Origin of the sequence: Streptomyces stelliscabiei (assembly GCF_014873495.1) — a bacterium.
GTDB classification, from domain to species: Bacteria; Actinomycetota; Actinomycetes; order Streptomycetales; family Streptomycetaceae; genus Streptomyces; species Streptomyces bottropensis.
The window spans coordinates 2,994,958-3,021,411 of sequence record NZ_JADBGF010000001.1; the positions used below are offsets into that span (position 1 = coordinate 2,994,958).

At 71.3% G+C, this 26,454-nt stretch carries 21 protein-coding genes; 4 read left to right on the top strand and 17 right to left on the bottom strand.

The features are described 5' to 3' along the window. Nucleotides 1-30: 30 nt before the first annotated feature. Nucleotides 31-723, top strand: a complete 693-nt coding sequence (locus H4687_RS13140) for a TetR/AcrR family transcriptional regulator (RefSeq protein ID WP_046916158.1) — start codon at nt 31-33, stop codon at nt 721-723. A 46-nt stretch (nt 724-769) separates the two neighbouring features. On the opposite strand, the gene H4687_RS13145 is transcribed toward H4687_RS13140, so the two are convergent. From H4687_RS13145 to H4687_RS13215, 15 genes are all read right to left on the bottom strand, one after another. Then, the gene (locus tag H4687_RS13145; protein ID WP_046916160.1) at nt 770-1,120 is read right to left on the bottom strand and encodes a 5-carboxymethyl-2-hydroxymuconate Delta-isomerase; all 351 of its coding nucleotides are present in this window, start codon (nt 1,118-1,120) and stop codon (nt 770-772) included. Nucleotides 1,121-1,125: 5 nt separating this feature from the next. Further along, nucleotides 1,126-2,733, bottom strand: coding sequence for a fused response regulator/phosphatase (locus H4687_RS13150; protein WP_046916161.1), 1,608 nt, complete (start codon nt 2,731-2,733; stop codon nt 1,126-1,128). A gap of 83 nt (nt 2,734-2,816) precedes the next feature. Continuing rightward, on the bottom strand, nt 2,817-8,252 hold the full coding sequence (pulA, locus tag H4687_RS13155; RefSeq protein WP_050398476.1) for a pullulanase-type alpha-1,6-glucosidase: 5,436 nt from the start codon (nt 8,250-8,252) through the stop codon (nt 2,817-2,819). Between the two features lie 113 nt (nt 8,253-8,365). Further along, on the bottom strand, nt 8,366-9,748 hold the full coding sequence (locus tag H4687_RS13160) for an alpha-amylase (protein ID WP_046914270.1): 1,383 nt from the start codon (nt 9,746-9,748) through the stop codon (nt 8,366-8,368). Nucleotides 9,749-10,309: 561 nt separating this feature from the next. Further along, nucleotides 10,310-11,215, bottom strand: coding sequence for a S8 family serine peptidase (locus H4687_RS13165; RefSeq protein ID WP_046914271.1), 906 nt, complete (start codon nt 11,213-11,215; stop codon nt 10,310-10,312). A 38-nt stretch (nt 11,216-11,253) separates the two neighbouring features. Then, nucleotides 11,254-11,481, bottom strand: coding sequence for a hypothetical protein (locus H4687_RS13170; protein ID WP_046914272.1), 228 nt, complete (start codon nt 11,479-11,481; stop codon nt 11,254-11,256). Next, nucleotides 11,478-11,678, bottom strand: coding sequence for a hypothetical protein (locus H4687_RS13175; RefSeq protein WP_046914273.1), 201 nt, complete (start codon nt 11,676-11,678; stop codon nt 11,478-11,480). Before H4687_RS13175 ends, H4687_RS13170 begins: the two co-directional genes overlap by 4 nt. Further along, nucleotides 11,675-11,866, bottom strand: a complete 192-nt coding sequence (locus tag H4687_RS13180; RefSeq protein WP_046914274.1) for a hypothetical protein — start codon at nt 11,864-11,866, stop codon at nt 11,675-11,677. The genes H4687_RS13175 and H4687_RS13180 overlap by 4 nt, the downstream gene beginning before the upstream one ends. A gap of 7 nt (nt 11,867-11,873) precedes the next feature. Then, the gene (locus tag H4687_RS13185; RefSeq protein ID WP_046914275.1) at nt 11,874-12,065 is read right to left on the bottom strand and encodes a hypothetical protein; all 192 of its coding nucleotides are present in this window, start codon (nt 12,063-12,065) and stop codon (nt 11,874-11,876) included. A 187-nt stretch (nt 12,066-12,252) separates the two neighbouring features. Then, nucleotides 12,253-13,236: a cyanobactin maturation protease PatG family protein gene (locus tag H4687_RS13190; RefSeq protein WP_046914276.1), complete on the bottom strand. Its 984-nt coding sequence runs from the start codon at nt 13,234-13,236 to the stop codon at nt 12,253-12,255. Nucleotides 13,237-13,327: 91 nt separating this feature from the next. Continuing rightward, complete coding sequence (locus H4687_RS13195) at nt 13,328-13,585, bottom strand: hypothetical protein (protein ID WP_046914277.1); 258 nt, start codon at nt 13,583-13,585, stop codon at nt 13,328-13,330. 179 nt (nt 13,586-13,764) lie between these two features. Beyond that, nucleotides 13,765-15,441: a glycoside hydrolase family 13 protein gene (locus H4687_RS13200; protein WP_046914278.1), complete on the bottom strand. Its 1,677-nt coding sequence runs from the start codon at nt 15,439-15,441 to the stop codon at nt 13,765-13,767. Nucleotides 15,442-15,659: 218 nt separating this feature from the next. Next, on the bottom strand, nt 15,660-16,571 hold the full coding sequence (locus H4687_RS13205; RefSeq protein WP_046914279.1) for a sugar ABC transporter permease: 912 nt from the start codon (nt 16,569-16,571) through the stop codon (nt 15,660-15,662). Between the two features lie 13 nt (nt 16,572-16,584). Then, entirely contained in the window at nt 16,585-17,589 is a 1,005-nt protein-coding gene (locus H4687_RS13210; protein WP_046914280.1) for a carbohydrate ABC transporter permease, read from the bottom strand. A gap of 122 nt (nt 17,590-17,711) precedes the next feature. Further along, nucleotides 17,712-18,983 carry an extracellular solute-binding protein gene (locus tag H4687_RS13215; RefSeq protein ID WP_046918827.1) on the bottom strand — a complete coding sequence of 424 codons (1,272 nt, stop codon included), beginning with the start codon at nt 18,981-18,983 and terminating at the stop codon, nt 17,712-17,714. Nucleotides 18,984-19,456: 473 nt separating this feature from the next. On the opposite strand from H4687_RS13215, the gene H4687_RS13220 reads away from it, so the two are divergent. Both H4687_RS13220 and H4687_RS13225 read left to right on the top strand, forming a co-directional pair. Next, nucleotides 19,457-20,491, top strand: a complete 1,035-nt coding sequence (locus H4687_RS13220) for a LacI family DNA-binding transcriptional regulator (RefSeq protein WP_020115298.1) — start codon at nt 19,457-19,459, stop codon at nt 20,489-20,491. Between the two features lie 132 nt (nt 20,492-20,623). Further along, complete coding sequence (locus tag H4687_RS13225; RefSeq protein WP_046918831.1) at nt 20,624-21,487, top strand: phosphatase PAP2 family protein; 864 nt, start codon at nt 20,624-20,626, stop codon at nt 21,485-21,487. Here H4687_RS13225 and H4687_RS13230 read toward each other — a convergent pair. Next, the gene (locus H4687_RS13230; RefSeq protein ID WP_046918826.1) at nt 21,477-22,409 is read right to left on the bottom strand and encodes a LysR family transcriptional regulator; all 933 of its coding nucleotides are present in this window, start codon (nt 22,407-22,409) and stop codon (nt 21,477-21,479) included. The genes H4687_RS13225 and H4687_RS13230 overlap by 11 nt on opposite strands. A 72-nt stretch (nt 22,410-22,481) precedes the next feature. On the opposite strand from H4687_RS13230, the gene H4687_RS13235 reads away from it, so the two are divergent. Then, entirely contained in the window at nt 22,482-23,492 is a 1,011-nt protein-coding gene (locus H4687_RS13235; RefSeq protein WP_097251434.1) for a DMT family transporter, read from the top strand. On the opposite strand, the gene H4687_RS13240 is transcribed toward H4687_RS13235, so the two are convergent. Further along, nucleotides 23,443-26,454 (bottom strand): bifunctional [glutamine synthetase] adenylyltransferase/[glutamine synthetase]-adenylyl-L-tyrosine phosphorylase, encoded by a 3,012-nt coding sequence (locus tag H4687_RS13240; RefSeq protein WP_046918825.1) that lies wholly within the window; start codon nt 26,452-26,454, stop codon nt 23,443-23,445. The two genes, H4687_RS13235 and H4687_RS13240, sit on opposite strands and share 50 nt — an antisense overlap.

The following is a 26,454-nucleotide window of genomic DNA, read 5'->3' on the forward strand; positions in this document are numbered from 1 at the left end:
CGGGCTGGAATCAATCGGTAGAGTGTTCGTATGCGAACCGGTGCGCGCCGCAGGATGGGTGTGGAGGAGCGGCGGCAGCAGTTGATCGGGGTGGCCCTCGAACTGTTCAGCCGGCGCTCGCCCGACGAGGTCTCCCTCGACGAGATAGCGTCGGCCGCGGGTATCTCACGCCCGCTCGTCTACCACTACTTCCCGGGCAAACTCAGCCTGTACGAGGCCGCGTTGACGCGTGCGTCCGACGATCTCGCACACCGTTTCGTGGAACCCCGGGAGGGTCCGCTCGGCGCCCGGCTGCTCCGTGTCACCCACCGGTTCTTCGACTTCGTCGACGAGCACGGACCCGGTTTCTCGGCTCTGATGCGCGGCGGTCCGGGCGTCGGCTCGTCCCGCACGAACGCCCTCGTCGACGGTGTGCGCCAGGCCGCCTATGTCCAGATTCTTTCGCACCTCGACGTCGACACCGCACCCGCGCGGCTCGAACTGGTCATCCGCTCCTGGATCTCCCTCGCCGAGTCCACGGCCCTCCTCTGGCTGGACGGGCGCCGCATCCCCCGGCAGGAGCTGGAGGTCCAGCTCGTCCACGACTTCGCGGCCCTGGCGGCGGTGAGCGCGGCCCAGGACGAGGAGATGGCGGCCCTGCTCCGCGGGATACTCGCCGACGAGCCGCGGGACGGCCCGTTCAGCGATCTGGCGGGGCGCCTCGTGGCTCTGGGACGCCCCTAGACCCGTGCGGACGGGTCCTGGCCCGCCGCCTCCGGGGAGACCGGATCTAGAACTTCCGGTACGAGGGGTCGAGGTCCCGGACCTCCGCCGACGCGTGCAGCGCCAGCCCCTCCCCCACCTGCACGAACTTCCGCAGCAGCGCCAGCACGTTCTCGGTCAGCGTCACCTTCGTGGCGTCGGTCCGTCCCGCGAGCAGGCCGAGCGTGACATGCACGATCGCGTGCCCGTCGGTGTCGGGGCCGACGACCGTGTCCTCGGTCGCCCGGAACTGCGTCTTGCACGCCTCCGGCTTCGCGGCGGCGGTGCGCACGACCTCCTCGTGCAGGGCCCTGGCGAACGCGGGCCGGTCGAAGCCCTCGGAGAGAACGGCGGAGTAGTCAACAGTGATCTGCGGCATGAGGGTCACCCTAACCGCAGCCGCAACGCCAGCAGGGCGATGTCGTCCTCCCGGTCCCGCCCGAAACAGTGCAGCAACGTGTCGCACAGCGCCACCGTCCCGTCCGGGGCGTCGGCCGCGGCGGCCCGCAACTGCTCCAGGGAGAGCGAGAGATCGATGCCCCGGGTCTCGACGAGCCCGTCGGTGACCATGAGCAGCCGATCGGACGGCCACAGCGTCGTCTCCGTGGGCGGGGGCCGGTCGAGTCCGAGCCCGAGGAGCGGCCCGGCGGCCTTCACGTACGCGGCCTCTCCGGAGTCGCGGACGATCAGCGGCGGGATGTGACCCGCGTTGGCGACCCGCACGCGCCCGGTGTCCGGCTCGACGAGGGCGAGACAGACCGTGGCGGTGACGTCGGGGTGGTAGTGCTGGAGCATCCGGTCCAGCCGCCGGGCGAGTGCCGCGGGGTCGGACTCCTCCACGCAGTAGGCGCGCAGGGCGTGCCGGATCTCGACCATCACGGTGGCCGCGTCCAGGGAGTGCCCGACGACGTCGCCGACGGCGGTGAGGACCCCGCCGGAGGTGGACAGGGCCGCGTAGAAGTCGCCGCCGATCTCGGTCTCGTGGGACGCGGGCACGTACCGCACGACCACGTCGAGGCCGGGGAACTCGGGTAGCCGCTTGGGCAGGAAGCTGTGCTGGAGGGTGAGCGCGACATGGCGCTCGACCTGGTACATGAGCAGGGGCTGGGCGGCCAGGGCGGTGGCCTGGGCGAGGCGGCCGACCAGGCCGGTGGTGCCGGCGGCGGTCCCGGGGGTGCCGCGCACGGGGGTGGCGACGCAGACGGGCGTGCCGCTCTCGGTGCGGGCCAGGACCAGTCGGGCGTCCTCGGTGACGCCGGGCCGGAAGAAGCCGGCCGGCCACAGGGGTGCGGGGACCACGGTGTCGGCGGTCCCCGGGGCGCCGTCGGTGACACGGCGGATGAGCCGGGCCACGGCCTCGTGCGCGCCGCCGTCGGGGAGGGTGGTGCGGGCCCTGGCCCGGGAGGTGCCGCTGTAGAGGTGGCCGTCCTCGCCCAGCACGAACACGGCGGCGGGCAGCCGGGTGAGCCGGGCGGCGCCCTCGGCGGCGGCCGCGGCGAGTTCTTCGAGGGTGCGGGCGGCCTGGACGTCGACGATGGTCTCGGACAGCAGGGTGAGCCGGCGGACGAGGGCCTCGGCGTCGTTGCGCATCCGGGCGCCGCGCACGGCCGCGCGGACGACCGCCTGGATCTCCTCCGGCTCGGCGGGGACCGTCAGATAGGCCTCGCCGCCCGCGTCCAGGCCCCGGCAGCGGTCGCCGGGGGCGACGGACGCGGCGGAGAAGTGGACGACGGGCAGGGCGGCCGTCGGGGGTTGTGCCTTGAGCCGGCGGCAGAGTTCGAAGCCGCTCATGTCGGGGAGGCCGACGTCGACGAGGGCCACGTCGGGCAGGGCGCCCGAGCGCAGCCGCAGGTCGAGTTCGGCGAGCGCCTCACCGGCGGTGGCGACGGGGACCACACGGTGCCCGGCCCGGCGCAGGACCGCGCCCATCGCGTACCGGCCGGCGGGCGCGTCGTCGACCACCAGCACCGTGCTGTGTGCTCCGTCGGCCATCGGGCTCATGAGGCTCTCGTCGTCGCTGAAGCTCGGGTGGTGCGGGCGGTCCTCTCACCGCCCGCACCGTCCACGCTAGCGTTCTAGCGGACGGATCGTGCGAATACGGCCACGGTCCGCCCCGGAACGACGAACGTTCCCGATTCGGCTTCGTACGACGAGGTCCGGACGGTAGAGTCCGCGCCCGCCGCCTGGACGCGGTGCAGGGCGTAGTCCGTTCCGGCCAGGCCGTCCACGGTCTGCTTGCGCACCTCGGGGGTGGCGTTGAAGACGACGACGAGGTCGCCGAGTTCCATGGTGATCACGCCCGGGGTCTCGTCCTTCCCCGACAGCGGGAAGGACAGTTCCGACTGGACCTGCCCGGTCGTGCCGAGGGAGAACACGTCCTCCGTGGTGCGGATCCGCAGCAGGTCCCGGTAGGCCGCCGAGGCCCCCTCGATCTGCTCGCAGCCGACCTCGACGGCGGTCAACAGGGGTTTGGCGTAGGACCACTTGGACCGGTTGTCGGCGGCGAGCGGCAGTCCGCGCCCGAAGCCGTTGCCGTCCCGGCAGTCCCAGTGGATCGCGTTGAACCAGTCGCCGCTGTCGTAGGAGTTGCGGTCGAGGGACTTGGACCGCAGCAGGTCGGTGCCGGCCTGGGAGAGCGCCGGGCCCTGGGAGAGGGCGGCGGTCGCCAGGGCGAGGACCTGCATCCGGGCGCGGTCCGCCGGACTCGTCGACTTCGGCAGTTTGAAGGCCAGGGCGTCGAACAGGGACTCGTTGTCGTGGGCGTCGACATAGGCGAGGGCGTCGCCGGGGGCGTCCGCGTAGCCGGCGGGGGCCCCGTTGTAGTCGACCTCGGAGCCCTTGACCTCCTTGCCGCCGGTGTCGGTGAACCGGTAGTTCGCCAGGTTGCCGCTCAACCCGACCTTGATGAGGTCCTGGTAGTGCAGCAGCCGCGCCTTCTGCTCGGCCGGAGTGCCGTTGGCGTCCGAGGAGTTGGGCTCGGTCCACAGGCCGGAGGCGAAGCCCTGGACGCCGGGGTCCTCGTCGAAGGGGCCGCCGCCGCGCACGGCGTCACGGGCCCGGTCGGAGAAGGTCGCGACGCCCGTCCCGGCCATGTTCTTCTGCGTGGCCTGGACGAAGCGCGCGTCGTCGGCGACCTCGCCGAAGTTCCAGCCCTCCCCGTAGAGGATGATCTTCCTCCCGTCGACGCCGTCCTTCGTGAGGGTCAGCGCGTCGAGGGCCTTGCGGACGGCCAGGATGTTGGCCTTCGGGTGGTGGCCCATGAGGTCGAAGCGGAACCCGTCGACCTTGTACTCCCTGGCCCAGGTGACGATCGAGTCGACGACGAGCTTGCCCATCATGGTGTTCTCGGGGGCGGTGTTGGCGCAGCAGGTGGAGGTGGCGACCGAACCGTCGGCGAGGAGGCGGTGGTAGTAGCCGGGGACGACCTTGTCGAGGACGCTTTTGTCGGCCTGGCCGCTCGCCGGGGTGTGGTTGTAGACCACGTCCAGCACGACCCCGAGGCCGTCGGCGTTGAGCGCCTTCACCATCTTCCGGAACTCGACCGTGCGCCGGGTGCCGTCCGGGTCGGTCGCGTACGAGCCCTCGGGGACCGTGTAGTGGTAGGGGTCGTAGCCCCAGTTGAAGGCGTCCTTCGCGGCGGCCTTCGCCACGCACTCCTGCTGCTGGTCGGAGTCGGGGGCGTAGGAGCCGAGGTCGCAGTCGACGGTCGCCTGGTCGGCCTTCCTCTCGGGGATGGTGGCGATGTCGGCGACGGGGAGGAGGTGCACGTACGAGGTGCCCGCCGCCGCCAGCTTCCGCAGGTGCTTCGCACCGTCGCCGCCCTTGTCGGTGAAGGCGAGGTAGGTGCCCCGGTCCTTCGCGGGCACGGCCTTGTCGTCGACGGAGAAGTCCCGGACGTGCAGCTCCTGGATCCGCGCGTCCTTCAGCGGTACGGCCTTCGGCTTGGTGTACGACGACCAGCCGCCCGGCGCCAGGGACCTGTCCCCCAGGTCGACGACGAGGCTGCGTGCGGAGTCGGCGGTCAGGGCGACGGAGTACGGGTCGGTGACCTTGTTGGTGACCATCTCGCGGACGCTGGGCGCCCACACCGTCACGACGTACCGGTAGGGCTTGTTCTTCCAGGACTTCGCGCCGGTGACGGACCAGACGCCGGTGGTGTCGTCGCGCTTCATGGGGAGGGTCCTGCCGTCGAGGTCGAGCTTCACCGACTGTGCCGTGGGCGCCCAGACGGCGAGCTTCGGGCGGTCCTTGGCGAACGTCGGCCCGAGGTCGACGTCCGCCGCCTTCCCGCCGTAGAGATCGTCGAGCACGCCGGCGAGCTGGACCCCGGTCGCCGCGAGCACAGCGCCGTTCGCCGCGCGCTGGGAGGCGACGAGCTGACCGCGCAGGGCCTCACGGACCCGGTCGCGGTCGCGCGGGTCGACGGTCCAGGCGGTGTACGCCTTCAGGTGCGGGAACCTCGCCTTCTGGCCGTCGGTGAGGGCCGACTTGGTCAGGCGGAGCCAGCGCTCGTCGGTGCTGGTGAGAGCGCCGTCCTTCGCCGTGATGGAGCCGGTGCGGGAGTACAGCAGCTGGGTGGAGGCGGCGGTGTCGTTCCCGTTCCAGGCGACGGTGTTCCGGTCGATCCAGATCGCCTTGGAGCTGGTCAGGTCGAGGGCGGCGGCGCTGCCCGCGGGCTGCGGGAGAAGGTACTTCTCCTGCCCGTTCAGCAGCCACGCCTCATGGCCGGTGGTCTTGAGGTCCAGCGCCTGGTCGGTGGGGAGGTCCTTCTCGTCGCCCTTGTGGATGATGTAGCTGAGGCTGGTCGCGCCCTCGGTGAGCGGTACCTCGTAGACGGCGCCGTAGGTGTCGGTCCGTACCGGCTCCAGGGGCTTCGACCAGTCGGTGGGGTGCGCGGCGCCGGCCCAGACGTGCAGGCCCCAGCCGTCGTACTTCCCGTCGGCGCGGTGGTGGTGGAGGACGGCCTTGGAGGTGTCCGGGGCCGGCAGGTCGGGCCGCTGCGTCGAGGCGGCCTCCTTGCCCTGCTCGACCCAGATCTCGCCCGTCCTCGTGACGTCGATCGAGCGGTCGGCGGCGACGTCCTTGTTCCCGTCCTTGTCGATGACGAGGTAACTGACGTTCGTGGCGCCGGGCTTGAGCTTGACGTAGGCGAAGGCGCCGTACGCGTCGCGTCCGACGAAGTCGTGGCCGTCCGGCCAGGTCGTCGCCTCGCCGTCGGCGAGGTCGCCCCAGGCGTAGAGCCGCCAGTCGGTGTAGTCGCCGTCGGCGCGTCTGTAGTGGACGATCGCGTGGTCGCGCGAGGTGGCGGTGGGGGTCTCGGGGGTGGGCGGGGCGCCGGTGGTGGAGGTCGCGCCGGCACTCGCCGTACGTCCGGTTCGGTCGATCACCACCGCTTTGTACCGCAGGGCCGTCCCGGCCGGAACCTTGTCCCCGAGGGTCTGGGTGACCTTGTACGGGGCGTGGTCGGCGGAGCCCAGCGTCCGCCACGCGCCGTTGCCGACCTGTGCGGCGAAGACGACACGGTTGAGCTGTCCCCCGTCGACATCGGCACCGATCTCGACCGTGCCGGTGGCACCGGCGGCCGGCGCCTTGAGGGTGAGGGACGGCTCGGTGGCGGGCTTCGGAAGGGGGCCGGCGGCCTTGAGGACGATCGCGGACCCGGCCGGGACGGTGACGGCGACCTCGCGGTCGGCGTCGCTCGTGACCGTGGCGCCGGTGCCGTAGAGGCCCCGGAAGGCCATGCGGGGCGAACCGGTGGCGAAGGTGGCCTTCTCGGCGTCGTCGGCGTTGTTGAACGCGACGAGGTACTCGGTGCCGGTCCTGGCGTCCGTCCGCGAGAAGGCGTAGACGCCCGCGCCGTCGGCCGCGTAACGCTCGGTCTGGACGCCGTCGGCGAGGGCCGGGTGGGCCTTGCGGAGCTTGGCGAGAGCACTGATCTGCCGGTAGAGCGGTGCTCCGGTGTCGTACGCGTCCGTGGCGTGGGTGCGGTCCGTGCCGAGCTGGTCGTCGTCCAGGTAGTCGGCGGTCCTCGAGGCGAACATGGTCTGGCGGGCGTCCTTGTCACCGCCCGCGCCGGTGAAGCCCTGTTCGTCGCCGTAGTAGACGACCGGGTTGCCCCGGCCGAGGAACATCAGCTCGTTGGCGAGCCTGTCCTTGGCGAGCAGTTCGGCGTCGGAGGCCTTGGGGTCGTCCTGCTTCAGGAAGGTCCCGATGCGCCCCATGTCGTGGTTGCCGAGGAAGGTGACCTGCTCGTACGCGTTGGCCTTGTCGGTCGTGTACTTGTAGTCGTCCCCGAACACCGCGGCGAGCTTCTCGGCGCTGCCGCCCTGGGAGGCGTACGAGCGCGCCGCGTCCTGGAAGGGGAAGTCGAGGGTGGAGTCCAGACGCCCCTGGGTGACGTACGGGGAGGTCACGGACGTGTCGGCGGAGTAGACCTCGCCGAACATGAAGAAGTCCTCGCGGCCCTTCCTCGCCGCGTACGCGTCGAGCGCGGTGGCCCACTGCGTCCAGAACCCCATGTCGACGTGTTTCACGGTGTCGATCCGGAAGCCGTCGATCCGGAAGTCCCGCACCCACTTCTCGTAGATCTTCTCCATGCCGGAGACGACCTCGGGGCGCTCGGTCCACAGGTCGTCCAGCCCGACGAAGTCGCCGTGGGTGGCGGACTCGCCGGCCCAGGTGGAGTCGCCCCGGTTGTGGTACATCGTCGGGTCGTTGAGCCAGGAGGGGACCTTGGTGTTCTTCTTCGCGGCGGGGACCACGGGGGTGCGGGGGAAGGAGTCCCGGTCGACGGACGGGAAGCCGGTGCCCCCGGCCGCGTGGTCGGCGTCGCCTGCGTCGTCGAAGGGCTCGCCGTCCTTGGTCAGATAGGGGAACGCGCCCTTGGAGAGGTAGTCGTAGGACTTCTCCTCGTTGTCGACGACATCGGCGGTGTGGTTGGTGATGACGTCGAAGAAGACCTTCATGCCCTTGGCGTGGGCCTTGGAGATCAGGTTCTCCAGGTCCTCGTCGGTGCCGAAGTGTGGGTCGACCTTGGTGAAGTCGGTGATCCAGTAGCCGTGGTAGCCGGCGGAGGCGTTCTCGCCGGTGCCCTGCACGGGCTGGTTCTTGAAGATGGGGGCCAGCCAGATGGAGGTGGTGCCCAGGCCCTTGATGTAGTCGAGCCGCCGGGTGATGCCCTTGAGGTCGCCGCCCTGGTAGAAGCCCTTGTCGGTGGGGTCGTAACCGGTGGCCAGGCGCGAGCCGGTCAGACCGCCCTTGTCGTTCGCCCGGTCACCGTTGGCGAAACGGTCCGGCAGGACGAAGTAGAACTGCTCGCGGGTGAGTTCGTGACGGGCGGCGGTCTTCGCCAGCCGCGCGTCCGACGGAGGCGCGGGCGCGGGCGCGGCCCCGGCCGCGAGGGGCTGGACGAGCGCCGCGGTCAGCGCGGTCACGGTGACCGCGCCGACCGCCGCGGCCCGTCCGGTGTGGGTGGTTCGGCGCCTGGACGGCGCCGGCCATCTCGGTATCACGGATGGACTCCTTGCGATGACGGCTCTGGTGGGTCCGACCCCGCGCGACCGTATCGCCGCCGAAAGCGTTTCAGCAAGAGGCTTGAAAGTAACGGTAAGGCCTTACAAGCCGGTCAGCAGACGGACTTGCCCGCGTAGAGCGCGAGGGCCGTGTGGGCGCCGAGGGTCGCGGTGAACCGACCCGAGCCGTCGACGGTCACCGTCGTGTTCTTCTGCACGTCGCAGTACGTGCCGGCCGCGAGGGAGGTCTGGTACGTACGGCTGAGGCTGTTCGACTCGTGGTTGATGGCCACGAAGCCCTTGCTGCCGCGCCCGAAGGCGATCGCGTCGCCGCCGTTGTCCCACCAGTTGGTGACGGGCTCACCGCGGGTGGCGTTGCGGAAGGCGACCATGCGCATGATCTCCGGCCAGGCGTGCTGGCACTTCCAGCCGTTCTGCCAGCAGGCGTCGACGCGACCGTTGTTCGGCGGCCCGGCGTCGGTGGAGGAGAACTCGTAGCCGGAGTTGATGTCGGGCGCGCCGTACGGGTACGCCAGCATGAAGACGTTGGCGAGGGTGTAGGTGGCGTTGTCCTTGTAGCTGAGGGTGGAGCCGTTGCGCTCGGTGTCGTGGTTGTCGACGAAGACGCCGGCGACGGAGCTGTTCAGGTAGCCCCAGCCCTCGCCGTAGTTCTTCAGGTAGGCGAGGTTCTCGTTGTTGAAGACCCGCTTGAGGTCGAAGGCGTACCGGAACTCCTGCACGTCCCCGTTGCCGGTGTACTCGCCCGGCTGCACGGCCTCGCCGGAGCCGTAGATCGCCTCCTGCTTCCAGTACACGGACGGCTTGCCGAGCCGTGACTTGATGGCGGCGAGGTCGGCGGCCGGGATGTGCTTCGCGGCATCGATCCGGAACCCGTCCACACCGTGCCCGAGCAGGCTGTTCATGTACGCGGCGATGGCCGACCGGACGTACTCCTCGCCGGTGTCCAGGTCGGCGAGGGTGACGAGTTCGCAGTTCTGGACGTCGGCGCGGCTGGTGTAGTCGCTGATGGTGGCGGTGCAGTCGTCGAAGTCGAAGGAGGAGTAGAGGCCGGGGTAGTCGTACTTCGTGTACGAGGAGCCGCCGGTTCCCGTGCCGCTCCCGGCCGACATGTGGTTGACGACGGTGTCGACGACGACCTTGACGCCGGCCGCGTGGCACGTGTCGACCATGTTCCGGAAGGCGGTGGCATCTCCGAGCCGTCCGGCGATCCGGTAGCTGACCGGCTGGTACGACGTCCACCACTGCGAGCCCTGTATGTGCTCGGCGGGCGGCGAGACCTGGACGTATCCGTAGCCGTTCGGCCCGAGGGTGGTGGTGCACTCCTTGGCGACGGAGGCGAAGTTCCACTCGAACAGGACGGCGGTCACGTCCTTGGTCCCGGGCGGCGACGCGTACGCGCTCCCGGCGGGCACGGCGAGCGCGACCGACGCGCCCGCCGCGAGGGCGAGCGCGCCGGCGAGGGTTCTGCTGGTCATGTGTGGGGTCCTTCTCCGTTGAAGGGGTCCAGAGGGGGGCGAGCCGGAGTTCGCGCAAGATCAGTTGCCGAATCTTGCTGCAAGATGGCTGAAAACTTTCAACCGTCAGGAAGGTACGAGTCCACTTGTCGCATGGTCAACCCTCCGGACACGCCTTCTTCACGCGCCCGAAATCTCCTCACGGGGTGGGGAGTTGAGGCGGTGCGGCGTGACAGGGGAGGCGGCGCGTGGCCGGGCCGGGGTGATCCGGGGGACCGTGGCGCGGTGGCGTCGCGCCGCTTCGGTGATGCGGTGGCCCGTGAGGTCGGCGAGGTCGCCGCCGAGCGGGAGGAACGGGACGCAGGCTCCACGGTCCGATGCCTGCCTCCTCGCAGGCGGACAGGAGGGCGGGTCGTCGCGCCTGTCGGCGTGGAGGTGGTTGTGGACCGCGGCCACGGGGGCGATGGCGCGGGCCTCGGCGCGAGGTCCGGCACCGGCGTCGCCGAGCCCTAGGTGCGCTCGACGCGTTCGGGGTGAGGTCGCGGTTCCGGGCGGATGAGTCGGGGGTGACTGGCTGACGGCCTAGGAGCCGGGACCGGTGGTTCGGTGGAACCGGCCCCGGACGCCCAGCGCCTCGCGCAGTGCCGTGTACGCGGCCCACGCGTCCAGCAGCGGAGGGGTCACCGAACGCCGCGGGGCGGGGCCGTGGGTGACGGCGTAGCGTACGGCCTCCGGGCCGGCGTGCGGAAAGGCCGAGCGCAGCAGGGCGAGGGCGCCGGTGACGAAGGGCGCGGCGGCGCTCGTGCCGCTCAGGAGGAAAGGGCGGCCGTCGGGCCCCGGGCCCGGAATACGGTCGCCGGGGGCGCCGAGCCCGTGGCGGCCGATGGACGCGGCCAGGTTGGACCGGGGCATGGGGTGCCCGGCACGGTCGTAGGCGGTCACCGGGACGACCCACGGGTGGTCGGTGAGGACGGAGGAACCCACCCGGCCCTGGTTCCCGGCGGCGACCACCAGGATCACGCCCCGGTCGGCGGCATGGTCGAGGGCCGCCTCCAGCGCGTGGTCACGGACTCCGGAGGGCGCGGGCTGGGCCATGCTGAGGTTCACGACGTGGGCGCCTGCGTCCACGATCTCCGTGAGCGCCCCGGCCAGTTCCCCGGTCCGTACGCCGGAGAGACAGGTGGCGGGGCCTCCGCCCGCCGGGTGGTCCGTGAAGAGAGGCCGGGACAGCAAGGTGCAGCGGGGGGCGACACCCCCTTCGCCGACGAGGATGCCCGCCACGGCCGTGCCGTGCGCGCAGCAGACGTCGGCGCGACCGCAGCTTGCCCGGCCCGCGGACCGGCCCAGTTCCCTGATCGCGCGGCCCGCGAAGGCCGGGTGGTCCACGGCGACTCGTCCGTCGATCACGCCGACGACGACCGAGGGGCGACCCGAGGTGCGTGCCATGAGCGGCGTGAGGCCGACCAGGTCCAAGGGGTCCACGGACACGCCCCTCTCCTCCGGCCGCCCGGCAGCGGACGGCCGGCCTACTCGGTCACGGGTTCGAGCGGAAGGCAGCCCGCGAGGCAGCTCTCCGCGCAGCGGTTCAAGCAGTCGCCGGCCTCGTAGGGCGGCACGTCCTGGCACTCGTCGGCGCAGAGGTTGGAGCACAACGTGGCACATTGCGTGTCGAGTTGGGCGTACAGCCGGTCACCGGCCCCGTCCCGCCGGACGGGTGGGCCGGGGACCGCGGCGGCGAATCCGGGGAGCGTCATGGCGCGCTCCCCCACCACGCCGGATCCCGGCACCGGTCCGCCAGGCAGGAGGCGTAGCAGCCCTCGAAGTCGTCGAGCCCTTCGCAGCGCGACCAGCAGAGCGGACCCTCGACGCGCTCGCAGGTGATCTCCTGCGGGTGCAGGAGATCACCCGGCCCGGCGGGGGCGGAGTGCCGCGCGAATCCGGGGAAGGTCATGACTCACCCCAGGAGGCGGAGCAGCGCTCCTCGATGCACTCGCGCCGGCAGACGGCGGGATTCCAGGAATGCTTGCACCGGGTCGTGCACGGCGGGCCCTGCTCCTCCTCGCAGGTGATGTGCTGGGGGACGATCCGGTCACCGGCCGGCACGCCCGTCGGCGTGCCGGTGAATCCTGGCAGGCTCATCGCGAGGTCACCACGTCTCCGCGCAGAGCCTCGCCACGCACTTCCGTACGCACGCGGCGGGGTTGTGGGCATTCCGGCACTGGTGGCGGCAGACCGGCCTCAGTTCCTCCTCGCAGGTGAACTGCTGCGGAACGAGCAGATCACCGGCGTTCGCTCCGCGTGCCGCCGTCGGCTCGACGGCGAATCCGGGGATACGCATGTCCGTTCGCCTCTTCTCCCTGTCGTCTCGTTCTTCTCGTTCTTCTCGTTCGTCTCGTTCGTCTCGTTCGTCTCGTTCGTCTCGTTCGTCTCGTTCGTCTCGTTCGTCGCTTCGTCGCTTCGTCGGTCTCGTCGGCCTTGGCGGCCTTGTCGGCCTTGTCGCTTCGTTCCTTCTCGCCTCGTGACGCTCACCGGTCGTAGTAGCGCTGGACCGGGGTCACCCGGTAGGGGAACAGTCCGGAGACGCCTACCCGGACGAACAGCTTCTCGGTGACGTTGGTCCGGCGGTGGGTGTAGGAGAGGACGACCGTGACGACGCTCTGGGCCCCGACGCTGAGCCGGGAGGGCGCCGCTTCCACCCCGGACAGGGCGTAGCCCTCGGCGCGCAGCTCACTGGTCCTCCGGTAGATCTCCTGCTCCCGCACCGTCAGGTAGTTGAGGGCCCGGTGGGTGGGGTCGAGGCCGGCGTTGTTGTTGAGCTGGAGCACCCGGTCGAGCACCTCCCTGGCGGTCCTCTCGAACTCCTTGCGGGAGGTGTCCTCCGGGCGGTCGATCGCCTCGATCAGCTCCCTGCTGTCGAAGGCCCAGATCTTCTCGACATGGACGACCGGGACGGAGAGTCCCTGGCACGCGCCCGGCGGTACGAGCGGGCCGAGAGTACCCACGACCACAGCGAGATCGCGGCAGTCCCGGACCGGGCGCAGGGCCTCCACCAGGTCGTCCAGGCCCGCGGATTCGACGGGCTCCACCACGTAGGTGTCGACGCCCTGGACGGACAGGACATAGCACATCTGCCGGGCGATGTAGCGGTTCTCCGGAGCGGAGAGGACCCGGTACAGCGCGTCGGCGTCGGTGGCGTCACGGCTTCCGTCGGCGCCCGCGACCTGAGAGAACTCCTGCTGGACGGAGAGATCGGGGAACACGGCGCGCACGCGTCCGAGGACGTAGACGTAGGCGGGGCCGGTGTCGCCGTGCCCCGTCCCGCCGCCCTGGTGGGAACCCGTCTCCGCGCAGCCGCAACAGGCCTGGGTGACACCGGACTCCACGGGCACGGGTCGGGCGTCGCCGGGATCGGACGCGGGGATCGGTGCCGCTGCCGGTGCCGCCGATCGTGGCCCGGCCTCCGACGGAGGACTCGTGTCGGTGACGCCGTCGGTGATCTCGGGGTCCATGGGTCACTCCTCACGCACGCTTCGTCGGGCTCCCGGCCCGGAGCGGTCGCGCACCGGGCATCCTGAGTCGTGCACGCGCCTCGCGCGGTGCTCAGCGTTCTCGTCCGCCGTCGATCGTCATCCACCGGTTCAGGGCCGCGGCCCTGCGCTCGCAGCCGCCGCAGGGCCGGACCCCCACCGCCGCGGTCACCCGGGCGACGGCGTCGCCCAGCCCGATGTCCCCGTCCTCACGCGCGAAGCCGGGGATGCGGACCCGGTGGCGGGAGCGGGCGGGACGGGACGGCCCGTACGCGTCGCGGGCGACGGTCTCCTCGGCCGGGTCCCGACCGCTCGTTGTACCGTCAACCATCTAGCTCACATCCCGGTGTTGGCCGATCTCCCCGTCGCCCCCACCTCCTTCCACTGTCCTCCTGAGGCACGCGGGACGCACCCCGGCCGGACGACGCGGCAGGGCCCGCCGCCCCGGTGCGGGGCGACGGGCCCTGAAGGCCGGCCGCGGGTGCCGCGCGGCCGCTGTACTGCGGAGGTTCAGCCGGTCGTCCACCAGACCGTCGTGTCCCCCGGCAGCTTCGCCTCGTCCTCGGCCACGGTCACCTCGGCGCTGGCGAGCAGGAGACGGCCGTACGCGGGGATCGTGACCGCCTCGCCCGTCGTGTTCGCCGCGCACACGAAGTCGCCCCGGCGGAAGGCCAGGACGCCCTCGGGTGTCTTCAGCCACTCGACCGAGTCGCCCGCGCCCAGGCCGGGTTCCTCCCGGCGGACGGACAGGGCGGTGCGGTACAGCTCCAGGGTCGAGTCCGCCGCGCCCGTCTGGGCCTCGATGCTCAGCTCGCCCCATGCGGCGGGCTGCGGCAGCCAGGAGCCGCCCGCGCCGAAGCCGTACGACGAGCCGGACCGGGTCCACGGGATCGGGACACGGCAGCCGTCGCGGAAGCCGTCCTGGCCCGCGCCCCGGAAGTACGCCGGGTCCTGGCGGACCTCGTCCGGGAGGTCGACGACGTCGGGCAGGCCCAGTTCCTCGCCCTGGTAGACGTACGCCGAGCCCGGCAGGGCCAGCATCAGCAGCGAGGCGGCGCGGGCTCGGCGCAGCCCCAGCGCGCGGTCGCCCGCGAGGCGGATCTGCGTGCCGAGGCCCGGCTCGTTGGCGAAGCGGGTCGCGTGGCGGGTCACGTCGTGGTTCGACAGGACCCAGGTGGCGGGGGCGTTGACCGGGCGCATCGCGTCCAGGGTGCGGTCGATGACGGTCTTCAGCTCGGCCGCGTCCCAGTAGGTGGCCAGGTACTGGAAGTTGAATGCCTGGTGCAGCTCGTCCGGGCGGACGTAGTTCGCGGTGCGTTCGACCGTGGGGGTCCATGCCTCCGCCACGAAGATGCGCTCCCCCGCGTACTCGTCCAGCAGCAGGCGCCACTCGCGGTAGATCGCGTGGACGCCGTCCTGGTCGAAGAACGGCATGACATCGTTGCCCAGCAGTTTCAGCTGGTCGTGGGCGCCGAGGTCCGGGAGGCCCTCGGCCTTGACCAGGCCGTGGGCCACGTCGATGCGGAAGCCGTCCACGCCCATGTCGAGCCAGAAGCGGAGCACGGAGCGGAACTCGTCGCCGACCGCCGGGTGGTCCCAGTTGAAGTCGGGCTGCTCCGGGGCGAACAGGTGCAGGTACCAGGCGCCCGGGGTGCCGTCCGGCTCCGTCACCCGGGTCCAGGCCGGGCCGCCGAAGATGGACTCCCAGTCGTTCGGGGGGAGTTCGCCACAAGCGCCCTTGCCCTCGCGGAAGTGGTAGCGGTCGCGCAGCGGTGAGCCGGGACCCTCCGCGACCGCCCGCCGGAACCACTCGTGCTGGTCGGAGGAGTGGTTGGGGACCAGGTCGACGATGATGCGCAGGCCCAGCTCGTGGGCGTCGCGGATCAGGGCGTCGGCGTCCAGCAGCGACCCGAACATCGGGTCCACCGCGCGGTAGTCGGCGACGTCGTAGCCGGCGTCGGCCTGCGGGGAGGCGTAGAAGGGACTGAGCCACACGGCGTCGATGCCGAGGTCGCGCAGGTACGAAAGCCGGGAACGAACGCCCTCCAGGTCGCCCATGCCGTCGCCGTTGCTGTCGGCGAAGCTGCGCGGATAGACCTGGTAGATCACCGCGTCGCGCCACCAGTCGCTGCGCTGTGCCTCGGCGGGGGTCGCGGTGGGGGTGGTGGTGGAGTGCTGGTGGCTCATGACGTCCTTGATGCGTGGCGGGTCATCTGGGCGGAAGGATGCGGATGGGGGCGAGACGGCCGCGGTGACAGCGGGGTCGGATGGCCAGCGCGGCCGCCTCGGGTCTTGGGGCGCCCCCGAGGGGGCGCGGGGCTCTGACATCTGCGGCTCCGCCGCGGGGCGCGACGGGCCCCACGAGAGCCTCGGCGAGCGACGGCCCCTCACGGCCCTGTCGGCGGTCAGCCTTTCGTGCCGCCCGCGGTCAGGCCGGTGACCAGGTTCTTCTGCACGAGGTAGAAGAACGCGGAGACGGGGATCGCGACCAGGACCGCGGTGGCGGCCATCAGGTTGCGCTGCGCGTCGTGTTCGCTGACGAAGCTCTGCAGGCCGACGGCGAAGGTGTACTTCGTGTCGGACAGCATGAACGTCGAGGCGAAGGCGACCTCCCCGAACGCGGTGATGAAACTGTAGAACGCGGCGACCGCGAGGCCCGGCCTGGCGAGCGGCAGGATCAGCCGCGCGAACGTGCCGAAGGGGCTCAGCCCGTCGACGCGTCCGGCCTCGTCGATCTCGAAGGGGATCGTGTCGAAGTAGCCCTTGAGCAGCCAGGCGCAGTACGGCACGGCCGTCGAGCAGTAGACGAGGACGAGGCCGAGGTAGCTGTCGATGAGCTTCAGTTCCGAGAGGATCTCGTACATCGGCACCATCAGGACGGCCACCGGGAACATCTGCGTGACCAGGAGCACCCACATGAACTTCCGGTAGCCCGGAAAGCGCATGCGGGAGACGGCATAGCCCGTGGTCGCCGCGATCAGCACCCCGATGACGGTGGTGCCGAGCGAGACGACGAGGGTGCTGACCAGCCAGTCGAAGAACGGTGTCTCCTGGAGCACGTACGAGTAGTTGGCAAAGGTCATTTTGCCGAAGATGCGTCCGGGATGCAGGTAATCGTCCTTGTCCGGACCGAGGGACAGGAAGACCAGCCAGGCGATCGGGAAGAGCGCGGCCAGGCTCGCCAGCACGAGGATCGTGTGGGAGGCGAAAGCGCCGGCGGGGCTGTTCTCACCGCGTCGGCGTGTCCTGGGCGCCGGGGCGGTCCGCGCGACCGGCCCGTCCTCGGGAGCCGTGGTCTTGACGGTCGTGGTGCTCATGGGGGCTCCTGCCTCAGATCGCGAGCTGCTGCTCATCGCGGTTCAGCCAGCGGCGGTAGACGGAGGTGAAGACGATCAGGATGGCCAGCAGCAGGATGCCGTAGGCCGCCGACTGCGCGAAGTCCCGCGGCTGCTGCCCGAAGCCGAGGTAGTACGCCCAGGTCACGAGGATCTGCGCCTCGGGCGCGGTGTCGCCGAACAGCAGGAAGATGACGGCGAACTGGTTGAACGTCCAGATGACGCCGAGGAGGACGACGGTGGAGCTGACGGAGCGCAGGCCCGGCAGGGTGACGTGGCGGAAGCGCTGCCAGGCGCTCGCGCCGTCCATCTCCGCGGCCTCGTACAGGGTCGTGTCGATGGACTGCAGTCCGCCGAGCAGCGAGACCATCATGAACGGCACCCCGCACCAGGTGTTGACCATGATCGCGGCGAACCGCTGCCAGAAGGTGTCCTCCAGCCACAGCGGCGTCGGCAGGTGCAGCGCTTCGAGGCCGGCGTTGATGACACCGCCGTCGGCGAGCATGAACCGCCAGCCGAAGACGGTGACGAAGGTGGGGACGGCCCACGGCAGGACCAGGATCAGCCGGTAGAAGGTGCGGCCGCGCAGCTTCTGGTTGAGCAGCAGCGCGAGGCCGAGGCCGATGAGGTAGTGCAGGGCGACGCACAGGGCCGTCCAGAGAATCGTCCAGACGAAGTGCGACCAGAAGCGGTCGTAGGAGGTCGGGCCCCACAGGATGTCGGCGTAGTTGTCGAAGCCGATGAACTCGTAGGTGGCCTCGATGTGGTTGACGCCGATCGTGCGCGCCGAGTTGAGGCTGTTGGCGTTGGTGAGGGTGAGGTAGAAGCCGCGGGCCAGCGGATACAGCACCAGGACGCCGAGCACGACGACCACCGGGGCGATCATCGCGTACGCGTACCAGTACCGCTGGTACGACTGCCTCAGACGCGTGAGCCGGCCCGGGCGCCCGCCCGGTTCACCTCTGCGCTTGCCGGTCGCACGGTCGATGGCGACTGTCATCGTTCGACACCTTCTGGAGGATCAGGGGCTGGGCCGCTCGGGGGCTGGGGGCGTGGGGGGCCGGCCGGTGGCCGCCGTGTCCGTTCCGGTGGTCCGGGGCGGGACGCGGCGGCCACACGGGGTCACTTGCTGAAGTCCGGGACCAGCTTGGCGATCGCGGTCTCCGCGTTGCCGAGGCCCTTGTCGAGGGACTCCTTGCCGCCGGCGATCGCGAGCAGCTCGGTGTCGAGCGGGCCCCACAGGGAGCTGTACTCGGGCAGCTCGGGGCGCGGCTGGGCGGCGGCCAGCACGGTCTGGTAGCCGGCGATGCCCGGGTCGGCCTTGACCTCGCCGGTGTAGGCGTCGTCGCGGGTGGGCAGCGTGGAGTTCTTCAGGGCGATGGTCTCCTGCGACTTCGCCGAGGTCATGAAGTCGACGAACTTCAGCGACGCCTCCTGGTGCGCCTTGTCCGAGCCGGCGTACACGGAGAGGTTGTGGCCGCCGGTCGGGGCGCCCGCCTTGCCGGTGGAACCGGCCGGGACGGTGGCGATGCCCAGGTTGGCCTTGTCCTTGAACGCCGAGCCCTTGTAGAAGTTGGTGATCTCCCACGGGCCCTGGACGATCGAGGCGACCTTGCCGTTGACGAAGGCGTCCTGGATGTGGGCGTAGGCGTCGGCGGTGGTGTCCGCCTTGTGCAGGCCCTTGCCGTCGAAGAGACCGAGCCAGGTGCCGTACGCCTTCTTCGCCGCGGCGGAGTTGACGGTGATCTTCTTGGCGGCTACGTCGACGGTGTCGGTGCCCTCGCCGTGGAGGAAGGACTGGGCGTAGTAGGCCTGGGTGGAGCCCCAGTAGCCGTCGACGCCGGTCTTGGCCTTGACGGTGGCGGCGGCCTTCTTCAGGTCGTCCCAGCTCTTGGGGGCCTCGGTGATGCCGGCCTTCTCGAAGAGGGCCTTGTTGTAGACCAGCGCGAGGGTGTCGGTGACGAACGGGACACCGTAGGTCTTGCCGTCGTACTGGGCCTGCTTGATCAGGCTGGGCTGGAACTCGCCCTGGTCCTTGAGGGCCTCGGTGCCGTCCAGCGGCAGGAAGAAGCCCTTCTTGGCGAAGGCCGGGGTCCAGCCGACCTCGGAGCGCAGGATGTCCGGGGCGCCCGTGGCACCGGCGGCGGTGTCGAACTTGTTCTGCGCCTGGTCGAAGGGCACGTTGACGTACTTGACCTTGATGTTCTCGTGGGCGGCCTCGAACTCCTCGACCAAGGCCTTGTACGTCGGTGCCTCATTGGTGGCGTTGGAGGTGTCCCACCAGGTGATGGTGACCGGACCGTCGGCCGAGTCGCCGCTGTCGCTTCCGCCGCAGGCCGTCGCCGTGAGGGCGATCGACGCCACCAGCGCGGTGGCCGCTATGCCACGCCGCATGAGATCTCCTTGAGGGTGAAAGCCCGTGTGCCGGGAGGGAGGCCCCGTCTGCCGTCCCCGCCGAGTGTCGGCGCGCCGTTGCCGCCGCCGGGCGTGGCCGAACGTAACAGCGATGTAAGCCGGACGAAAGACCTTGCTGCAAAAAAGTGCAAGAACCGGTGATGGTTACCCCGTCGTGACCTGCCTCTGACTGCCCCGAAACCCTGCGTCAGGGCCGCTCAGCGGGGCTTTGCGCGGCCATGAAAGACTCTGCAAGCTCTTGCCGCGACACGCGCGTACGGCAATCATCACTCCGTCAGCGCCTTGCGGATCGAGGCAGTCACCCCTTTCCGCGCACGGGCGCCCCCCACGGACACCGACCAGAATCACGAGGGACCGCGATGACGCAGCAGCCCGCAGCGGGCCGCACCCCCGCCCGCACCCGAGGCCGGGCCGGTGGGCAAGCGCAGGTGCGGCCGGTACAGTCCAGTGCTGTGACCACACGGCTTGCCGACATCGCAGCCCAGGCGGGGGTCAGTGAGGCGACTGTCAGCCGCGTCCTGAACGGGAAGCCGGGCGTCGCCGCGACCACTCGCCAGTCCGTTCTGGCCGCCCTCGACGTGCTGGGCTACGAGCGGCCCGTACGACTGCGGCAGCGCAGCGCGGGCCTGGTGGGCCTCATCACCCCGGAGCTGGAGAACCCCATATTCCCGGCCCTGGCCCAGGTCATCGGCCAGGCGCTGACCCGGCAGGGCTACACCCCGGTCCTCGCCACCCAGACCCCCGGCGGTTCGACCGAGGACGAACTGACCGAGATGCTCGTCGACCGCGGGGTCGCCGGCATCATCTTCGTCTCCGGACTGCACGCGGACACCTCGGCCGACATGCAGCGCTACGAGCAACTGCGCGCCCAGGGCGTGCCGTTCGTGCTCGTCGACGGTTTCTCGCCCAAGGTGCAGGCCCCCTTCATCTCGCCGGACGACCGGGCGGCGATGTCCCTGGCGGTGACGCATCTGGTGTCGCTGGGGCACACCCGGATAGGCCTGGCCCTCGGGCCCAAACGCTTCGTGCCGGTCCAGCGCAAGATCGAGGGCTTCGTCCGCACGATGCAGGACCTGCTGGGCCTGGCGGCCGCGACCGTCGAGTCCGAGATGGTCCAGCACTCCCTGTACACGCTGGAGGGCGGCCAGGCGGCGGCCCTCGCGCTGATCGACCGGGACTGCACGGCGGTGGTGTGCGCGAGCGACATGATGGCGCTCGGCGCGATCCGGGCGGCGCGGCAGCGGGGCCTGCTGGTGCCGCAGGACGTCTCGGTCGTCGGCTTCGACGACTCCCCCCTGATCGCCTTCACCGACCCCCCGCTGACGACCGTCCGCAAGCCGGTCCCGGCGATGGGGCAGGCGGCGGTGCGTACGTTGCTGGAGGAGATCGGCGGGACCCCGGCGCCGCACAGCGAGTTCGTGTTCATGCCGGAACTGGTGGTGCGGGGGTCGACCGCTTCGGCACCTGGGGACCGCAGTCGTACCTAGGAGGGAGAAGGCGGGGGTGGGTGCCATACGTACGGAGGAGAGGGCTCTGTGCAGTACCCCGACGAACGTGCGTGATGAACCCGACCAGAGGATGATCGGTGGGGTACCGCTTATCTGGCAGACTCTGTGCCCATGGGTGAGGCGACCGTGACGACACTGGAGGAAGGCCGGGAGCAGACCGCCCCGCGGTCCGTCACGGACGCGCAGGGGCAGGGGTTCCTGCACCGGCTGAGGGCTCCGCGCCGTCCCCGTTTCTGGTTCGAGATCCTGCTGATCGCGGTGAGTTACTGGACGTACTCCCTGATCCGCAACGCGGTCCCCGAGCAGAAGAGGCAGGCGCTCGCCAACGCCGACTGGATCTGGAAGGTGGAGCACCACCTCGGGATCGCGGTCGAGGAGACGATCAACCACTCCGTGAACTCGGTGACATGGCTGATCGTCGGCATGAACTACTACTACGCGACCCTGCACTTCATCGTCACGCTCGGTGTCCTCGTGTGGATCTACCGTAGTCATCCGGGTCGCTACGCGGCGACCCGTCTGGTGCTCTTCGCGACCACGGCGGTGGCCCTGGTCGGCTACTACTTCTATCCGCTGGCCCCGCCCCGCCTGATGACCGGCGAGAGCTTCATCGACACGGTCGTCGTCCACCAGACCTGGGGCTCGATGGCCTCCGGCGACCTGAAGAACATGTCGAACCAGTACGCCGCGATGCCGTCGATGCACATCGGCTGGTCGCTGTGGTGCGGGCTGACGATCTTCGCGCTGGCGTCGGTGCCGTGGGTGCGGGTGCTGGGCCTGCTCTACCCCACCCTGACGCTCGTCGTGATCGTCGCCACCGCCAACCACTTCTGGCTGGACGCGGTCGGCGGCATGATGTGCCTCGCCTTCGGCTACACCGTGGCCCGCCTCTGGTACGGGGCGCTGCCGTACGCACTGCCGCGCCAGGTCGCGGGGAGGGCCGGGGAGAGGGAACTCGCGCCGGTCAAGGCGTAGCGCCGACACCGGGTGCCACCGATCGCGGACCCGAGGCGTCGGCGGCGTCCCGCAGCGCCCTCACGAACGTGCTCAGGGCCGGCTGCGCCGGAGCCGTCCCGCGGACGGCCGCGTGGATGGAGCGCCGGGGTTCCGGCCCGGTGAGGCGGCGTACGACGACGTCCGGGTGGGGGCTGCCGAGGCCGAGGCCGGGGATGAGGCCGACGCCCAGCCCGGCGGCGACGAAGCCCTGCGCGGTCGTGTAGTCCTCGCTCTCGACGACGAACCGGGGCCTGAACCCGGCCTCCGCACACGCCTCCAGCTGCGCGTCCAGGCAGGGCCCCGGCCACTCGCTGCCGACCCATGCCTCGCCCGCGAGGTCGGACAGCGCCAGGGCGGGCCGGTCGGCGAGGGGGTGCGCGGCGGGCAGGACGGCGAAGTAGGTGTCGTCGAGCAGGTGCAGCAGCGTGACGCCCTCGGGGTCGGCGCCGCGCGGCCGTACGACGAGCGCGAGGTCGGCGCGGCCCTCCTTGACGGCCGGGAGCGGGTCGTCGGGGTCGACGAGCCCCAGCTCGACCTGGACGCCGGGGTGCTCGGCGCGCAGCCGGGCGACGGCGGGGGCGACCAGGGCGGCGCCGGCCGTGGCGAAGTACCGCACGGACAGCCGTCCCGTGCGTCCGGCCCGCAGGTCGGCCAGAGCGGTCTCCGCCTCCGCGAGCTGCCTGCCGATCGCGGAGGCGTACTCGGTGAGCAGCAGTCCGGCCGCCGTGGGCCGCACCCCGCGGCCGACCCGCTCCAGCAGTGCGGTCCCGGCCTCCTTCTCCAGCGCCGCGACCTGCTGGCTGATCGCGGAGGGGGTGTAGCCGAGGGCGGTCGCGGCCGCCGTCACCGAGCCGCTGGTCACCACTGTCCTGAGCACCTGCATCCGACGCACATCGAGCATGTAGACCAGCTTAAAGGTATGTGTATGATTCTTCGCTTGTCCTTACGCCTCCGGCGCCGGATGGTGGTGCCCATGCCTTTCGCGTCCACACTCCGCATGGCCGTGCTCGCCCTGCTCTGGGGCTCCGGCTTCCTCTGGATCAAGCTCGCCCTCAACCACGGCATGTCCCCGCTGGGGATCACCGTCACCCGGTGCGCGCTGGGCGCGGGGGTCCTGCTCGCCCTCGCCCTCGTCGCCCGCCAGCGCCTGCCCCGCGACCGGCGGACCTGGGGACATCTCCTGGTGGCCGCCTTCTTCTGCAACGCCCTGCCCTTCGCGTTGTTCGGCGTCGGCGAGCAGACCGTCGACTCGGGCACGGCGGGAGTCCTCAACGCGACGACACCGCTGTGGGCCATGCTCCTCGGCCTCCTCCTGGGCACCGACCGCCCCCTCTCCCCCGCCCGCCTCACCGGTCTGCTGCTCGGATTCGCCGGAGTCCTGCTGATCTTCGCGCCCTGGCAGCGGGCGGGGCTGATGACCGGGGGCTCTCTCGCCCTGCTCGGGGCGGCCCTCAGCTACGCGGTGGCCTTCGCCTACATGGGCCGCCATCTGACGGGCCGCGACGCACCGCTGGCGGTGTCCGCCGCGCAGCTCCTCACCGCGACGGGCTGGGCGGCACTCGCCCTGCCCACCGGCACCTCGGGCACGGCCGGCGTGGACGTGACCGCTCTGCTCGCGGTCACCGTCCTGGGGATCTTCGGCACCGGCGTGACCTTCTACCTCAACTACCGCCTGATCGAGGACGAGGGCGCGACCAGCGCGGCGACGGTCGGCTACCTGCTGCCGGTGGTCTCGGTCGCGCTGGGCGCGCTGTTCCTGGACGAGCGGGTGGGGGCGCGGGTGGTCGCAGGGATGGTCGTGGTCCTCGTGGGGGTGGCGTTGACGCGGCGGCGGGCCGAGGGGGTGGCCGCGACGGTGCGTTCGTCGCGGGTCCCGGTGACGGGTCCCACCCCTGGAGAGACCCCACCGGTCGCACCCCACACCGGCTCCGGCCTCACCCCCCGTAGAACAACTCCTCCACCACACCCCGAGCCCGTCGCGTGATCCGGCGGTAGTCGTCGAGCATGTCGCCCACGTGTCCGGGGCCGTAGCCCAGGTAGCGGCCCACGGCGGCGAGTTCGCGGCCGTCGGAGGGGAAGGTGTCGCCGGCCCGGCCCCGGACGAGCATGACGGCGTTGCGGACGCGGGTGGCCAGCACCCAGGCCTCGTCCAGGGTCGCCGCGTCCTCGGCGCTCACCAGGCCGGCCGCGAGCGCGGCCGCCAGGGCCTCGCGGGTGCGGGTCGTGCGCAGGCCCGGCACACTGCGGGCGTGCCGGAGCTGGACCAGCTGGACGGCCCACTCCACGTCGGACAGGCCGCCGCGGCCGAGCTTGGTGTGCAGGGTCGGGTCGGCGCCGCGCGGCAGCCGCTCGGTCTCCATACGGGCCTTCAGACGCCGGATCTCGCGTACGGCGTCGTCGCCGAGCCCGTCCGCCGGATAGCGCAGCGGATCGACGAGGTCGATGAAGCGGCGGCCCAACTCCTCGTCACCGGCGACGGGTTCGGCGCGCAGCAGGGCCTGCGACTCCCAGCCCAGCGACCAGCGGCGGTAGTAGGCCTCGTACGACTTCAACGTCCGTACGACGGGACCGGACTTGCCCTCGGGGCGAAGGTCCGCGTCGATGAGGAGGGGCGGGTCGGCGCTCGGGATCTGGAGCAGGCGCCGCATCTCGGCGACGACCGCGTTCGCGGCGCGGGCCGCCTCCTGCTCGTCGACACCCTCGCGCGGCTCGTGGACGAACAGGACGTCGGCGTCGGAGCCGTAGCCCAGTTCGTGGCCGCCGAAGCGGCCCATGCCGATGACGGCGAAGCGGGTGGGGAGGGTGTCCCCCCAGCGGTCGCGGACCACGGCACGGAGCGTGCCCGCCAGGGTCGCGGCGGTGAGGTCGGAGATCGCGCCGCCGACGAGGTCGACGAGGGCGCCCTGGTCGGCGGTGGCCGGAGTCTCCTCGGTGCCGTAGGAGCCGACGATGTCCCGGGCGGCCGTACGGAACAGTTCGCGGCGGCGGACGCCGCGCGCGGCCGTGACGCCCTGCTGGGCGCCGTCCGCGCGGCCGACGGCGGCGAGGATCTCCTGCTCCAGGTGGGCGCGTACGCGGGGTTCGAGCCCGCCGGCCCCACCGGCGACCCCGTCGCCGTCACCGAGGAGGGAGACGGCCTCGGGGGCGCGCATGAGGAGGTCGGGGGCGAGGCGGCCGGCGGAGAGCACCCGGGCCAGGTTCTCGGCGGCCGCCCCCTCGTCGCGCAACAGCCTGAGGTACCAGGGGGTCCGGCCGAGCGCGTCCGAGACCTTGCGGAAGTTGAGGAGCCCGGCGTCCGGGTCGGCGGAGTCCGCGAACCAGCCCAACAGGACCGGCAGCAGGGTGCGTTGGATGGCCGCCTTGCGGGAGACGCCGGAGGCCAGGGCCTCCAGATGGCGCAGGGCCGCCGCCGGGTCCGCGTAGCCGAGGGCGACGAGGCGTTCGCGGGCCGCGTCGGGACGCAACCTGATCTCGCCGGGCGCGAGTTGGGCGACGGCGTCGAGGAGCGGGCGGTAGAACAGCTTCTCGTGCAGCCGGCGTACGACGGCCGCGTGGCGCCGCCACTCGCGGTTCAGCTCGGCGACCGGATCGGTGCGCAGGCCGAGCGAACGGCCGATGCGCCGCAGGTCGTCGTCGTCCTCGGGGACGAGGTGGGTGCGGCGCAGCCGGTAGAGCTGGATGCGGTGTTCCATGGACCGCAGGAAGCGGTAGGCGTCGTCGAGCTGGGCCGCGTCCGACCGGCCCACGTACCCGCCGGCGGCCAGCGCGCCCAGCGCGTCGAGGGTGGTCCCGCTGCGCAGCGAGGTGTCGCCCCGCCCGTGCACGAGCTGGAGCAGCTGCACGGCGAACTCGACGTCCCGCAGGCCCCCCGGTCCGAGCTTGAGCTGCCGGTCGACCTCGGCGGCCGGGATGTTCTCGACGACCCGGCGGCGCATGCGCTGCACGTCGGCGACGAAGTTGTCCCGCTCCGCGGCCTTCCACACGAGCGGCTGGAGCGCGCTGACGTACGCCTCGCCCAGTTCGAGGTCCCCCGCGACCGGCCGGGCCTTCAGCAGCGCCTGGAACTCCCAGGTCTTCGCCCACCGCTGGTAGTAGGCGAGATGGCTGCTCAGCGTGCGCACGAGCGGGCCGTTGCGCCCCTCCGGCCGCAGATTGGCGTCGACGGGCCAGATGCTGCCCTCGACGGTCGTCTCCGAGCAGATCCGCATCATGTGCGAGGCGAGGCGGGTGGCCGCCCGGACGGCCTTCTGCTCGTCGGCCCCGTCCGCGGTCTCCCCCACGAAGATGACGTCGACGTCGGAGACGTAGTTCAGCTCGTGGCCGCCGCACTTGCCCATCGCGATCACCGCGAGCCGGCACAGGGCCACGTCCTCCGGAGCGGCGGCGCCGGCGATCGCGAGGGCGGCGCGCAGCGTGGCGGTGGCGAGGTCGGCGAGTTCGGCGGCGGTCTGGGCGAGGTCGGTGGTGCCGCAGACGTCGCGGGCGGCGATGGAGAGCAGACAGCGGCGGTAGGCGACCCGCAGCGAGACCGGGTCGGTGGCCTCGGCGAGTCCCCGTTCGAACTCCTCGACGCCCGGATGCAGATCCTGCGCCTCGTACGTCACGAGCGCCTGCCAGTCCTGAGCGTGCCGGGCCAGGTGGTCACCGAGCGCGGCGGACGCGCCGAGCACCCCCAGCAGCCGGTCCCGCAGCGGCTTGGCCGCTATCAGTGTGTCCAGCACCGCCCGCCTCGCGGTGCGGTCCGGCTGCGCCTCCAGCAGCCGGACGAGGCCCAGCAGCGCGAGGTTCGGGTCGGCGGTCGCGCCCAGGGCGTCCAGCAGCACCGGATCGTTGCGTACGGCGGACAGTTCCTCGCTCTCCAGCAGCCGCTCGGCGGCGCTCGGATCGGTGAAACCGTGCCGCACCAGTCGCGTGAACGTACTGCTCCTGCGCCCCGGCGCCGTCAT

What these genes read in the sequence shown, in the direction of transcription:
- H4687_RS13170 (WP_046914272.1), bottom strand. Translation starts at nt 11,481, where the DNA reads ATGACGCTCCCCGGATTCGCCGCCGCGGTCCCCGGCCCACCCGTCCGG.
- H4687_RS13230 (WP_046918826.1), bottom strand. Translation starts at nt 22,409, where the DNA reads ATGCTCGATGTGCGTCGGATGCAGGTGCTCAGGACAGTGGTGACCAGC.
- H4687_RS13235 (WP_097251434.1), top strand. Translation starts at nt 22,482, where the DNA reads ATGCCTTTCGCGTCCACACTCCGCATGGCCGTGCTCGCCCTGCTCTGG.
- H4687_RS13210 (WP_046914280.1), bottom strand. Translation starts at nt 17,589, where the DNA reads ATGACAGTCGCCATCGACCGTGCGACCGGCAAGCGCAGAGGTGAACCG.
- H4687_RS13215 (WP_046918827.1), bottom strand. Translation starts at nt 18,983, where the DNA reads ATGCGGCGTGGCATAGCGGCCACCGCGCTGGTGGCGTCGATCGCCCTC.
- H4687_RS13185 (WP_046914275.1), bottom strand. Translation starts at nt 12,065, where the DNA reads ATGCGTATCCCCGGATTCGCCGTCGAGCCGACGGCGGCACGCGGAGCG.
- H4687_RS13200 (WP_046914278.1), bottom strand. Translation starts at nt 15,441, where the DNA reads ATGAGCCACCAGCACTCCACCACCACCCCCACCGCGACCCCCGCCGAG.
- H4687_RS13225 (WP_046918831.1), top strand. Translation starts at nt 20,624, where the DNA reads ATGGGTGAGGCGACCGTGACGACACTGGAGGAAGGCCGGGAGCAGACC.
- H4687_RS13195 (WP_046914277.1), bottom strand. Translation starts at nt 13,585, where the DNA reads ATGGTTGACGGTACAACGAGCGGTCGGGACCCGGCCGAGGAGACCGTC.
- H4687_RS13150 (WP_046916161.1), bottom strand. Translation starts at nt 2,733, where the DNA reads ATGGCCGACGGAGCACACAGCACGGTGCTGGTGGTCGACGACGCGCCC.
- H4687_RS13175 (WP_046914273.1), bottom strand. Translation starts at nt 11,678, where the DNA reads ATGACCTTCCCCGGATTCGCGCGGCACTCCGCCCCCGCCGGGCCGGGT.
- H4687_RS13205 (WP_046914279.1), bottom strand. Translation starts at nt 16,571, where the DNA reads ATGAGCACCACGACCGTCAAGACCACGGCTCCCGAGGACGGGCCGGTC.
- H4687_RS13180 (WP_046914274.1), bottom strand. Translation starts at nt 11,866, where the DNA reads ATGAGCCTGCCAGGATTCACCGGCACGCCGACGGGCGTGCCGGCCGGT.
- H4687_RS13140 (WP_046916158.1), top strand. Translation starts at nt 31, where the DNA reads ATGCGAACCGGTGCGCGCCGCAGGATGGGTGTGGAGGAGCGGCGGCAG.
- H4687_RS13160 (WP_046914270.1), bottom strand. Translation starts at nt 9,748, where the DNA reads ATGACCAGCAGAACCCTCGCCGGCGCGCTCGCCCTCGCGGCGGGCGCG.
- H4687_RS13145 (WP_046916160.1), bottom strand. Translation starts at nt 1,120, where the DNA reads ATGCCGCAGATCACTGTTGACTACTCCGCCGTTCTCTCCGAGGGCTTC.
- H4687_RS13190 (WP_046914276.1), bottom strand. Translation starts at nt 13,236, where the DNA reads ATGGACCCCGAGATCACCGACGGCGTCACCGACACGAGTCCTCCGTCG.
- H4687_RS13240 (WP_046918825.1), bottom strand. Translation starts at nt 26,454, where the DNA reads ATGACGGCGCCGGGGCGCAGGAGCAGTACGTTCACGCGACTGGTGCGG.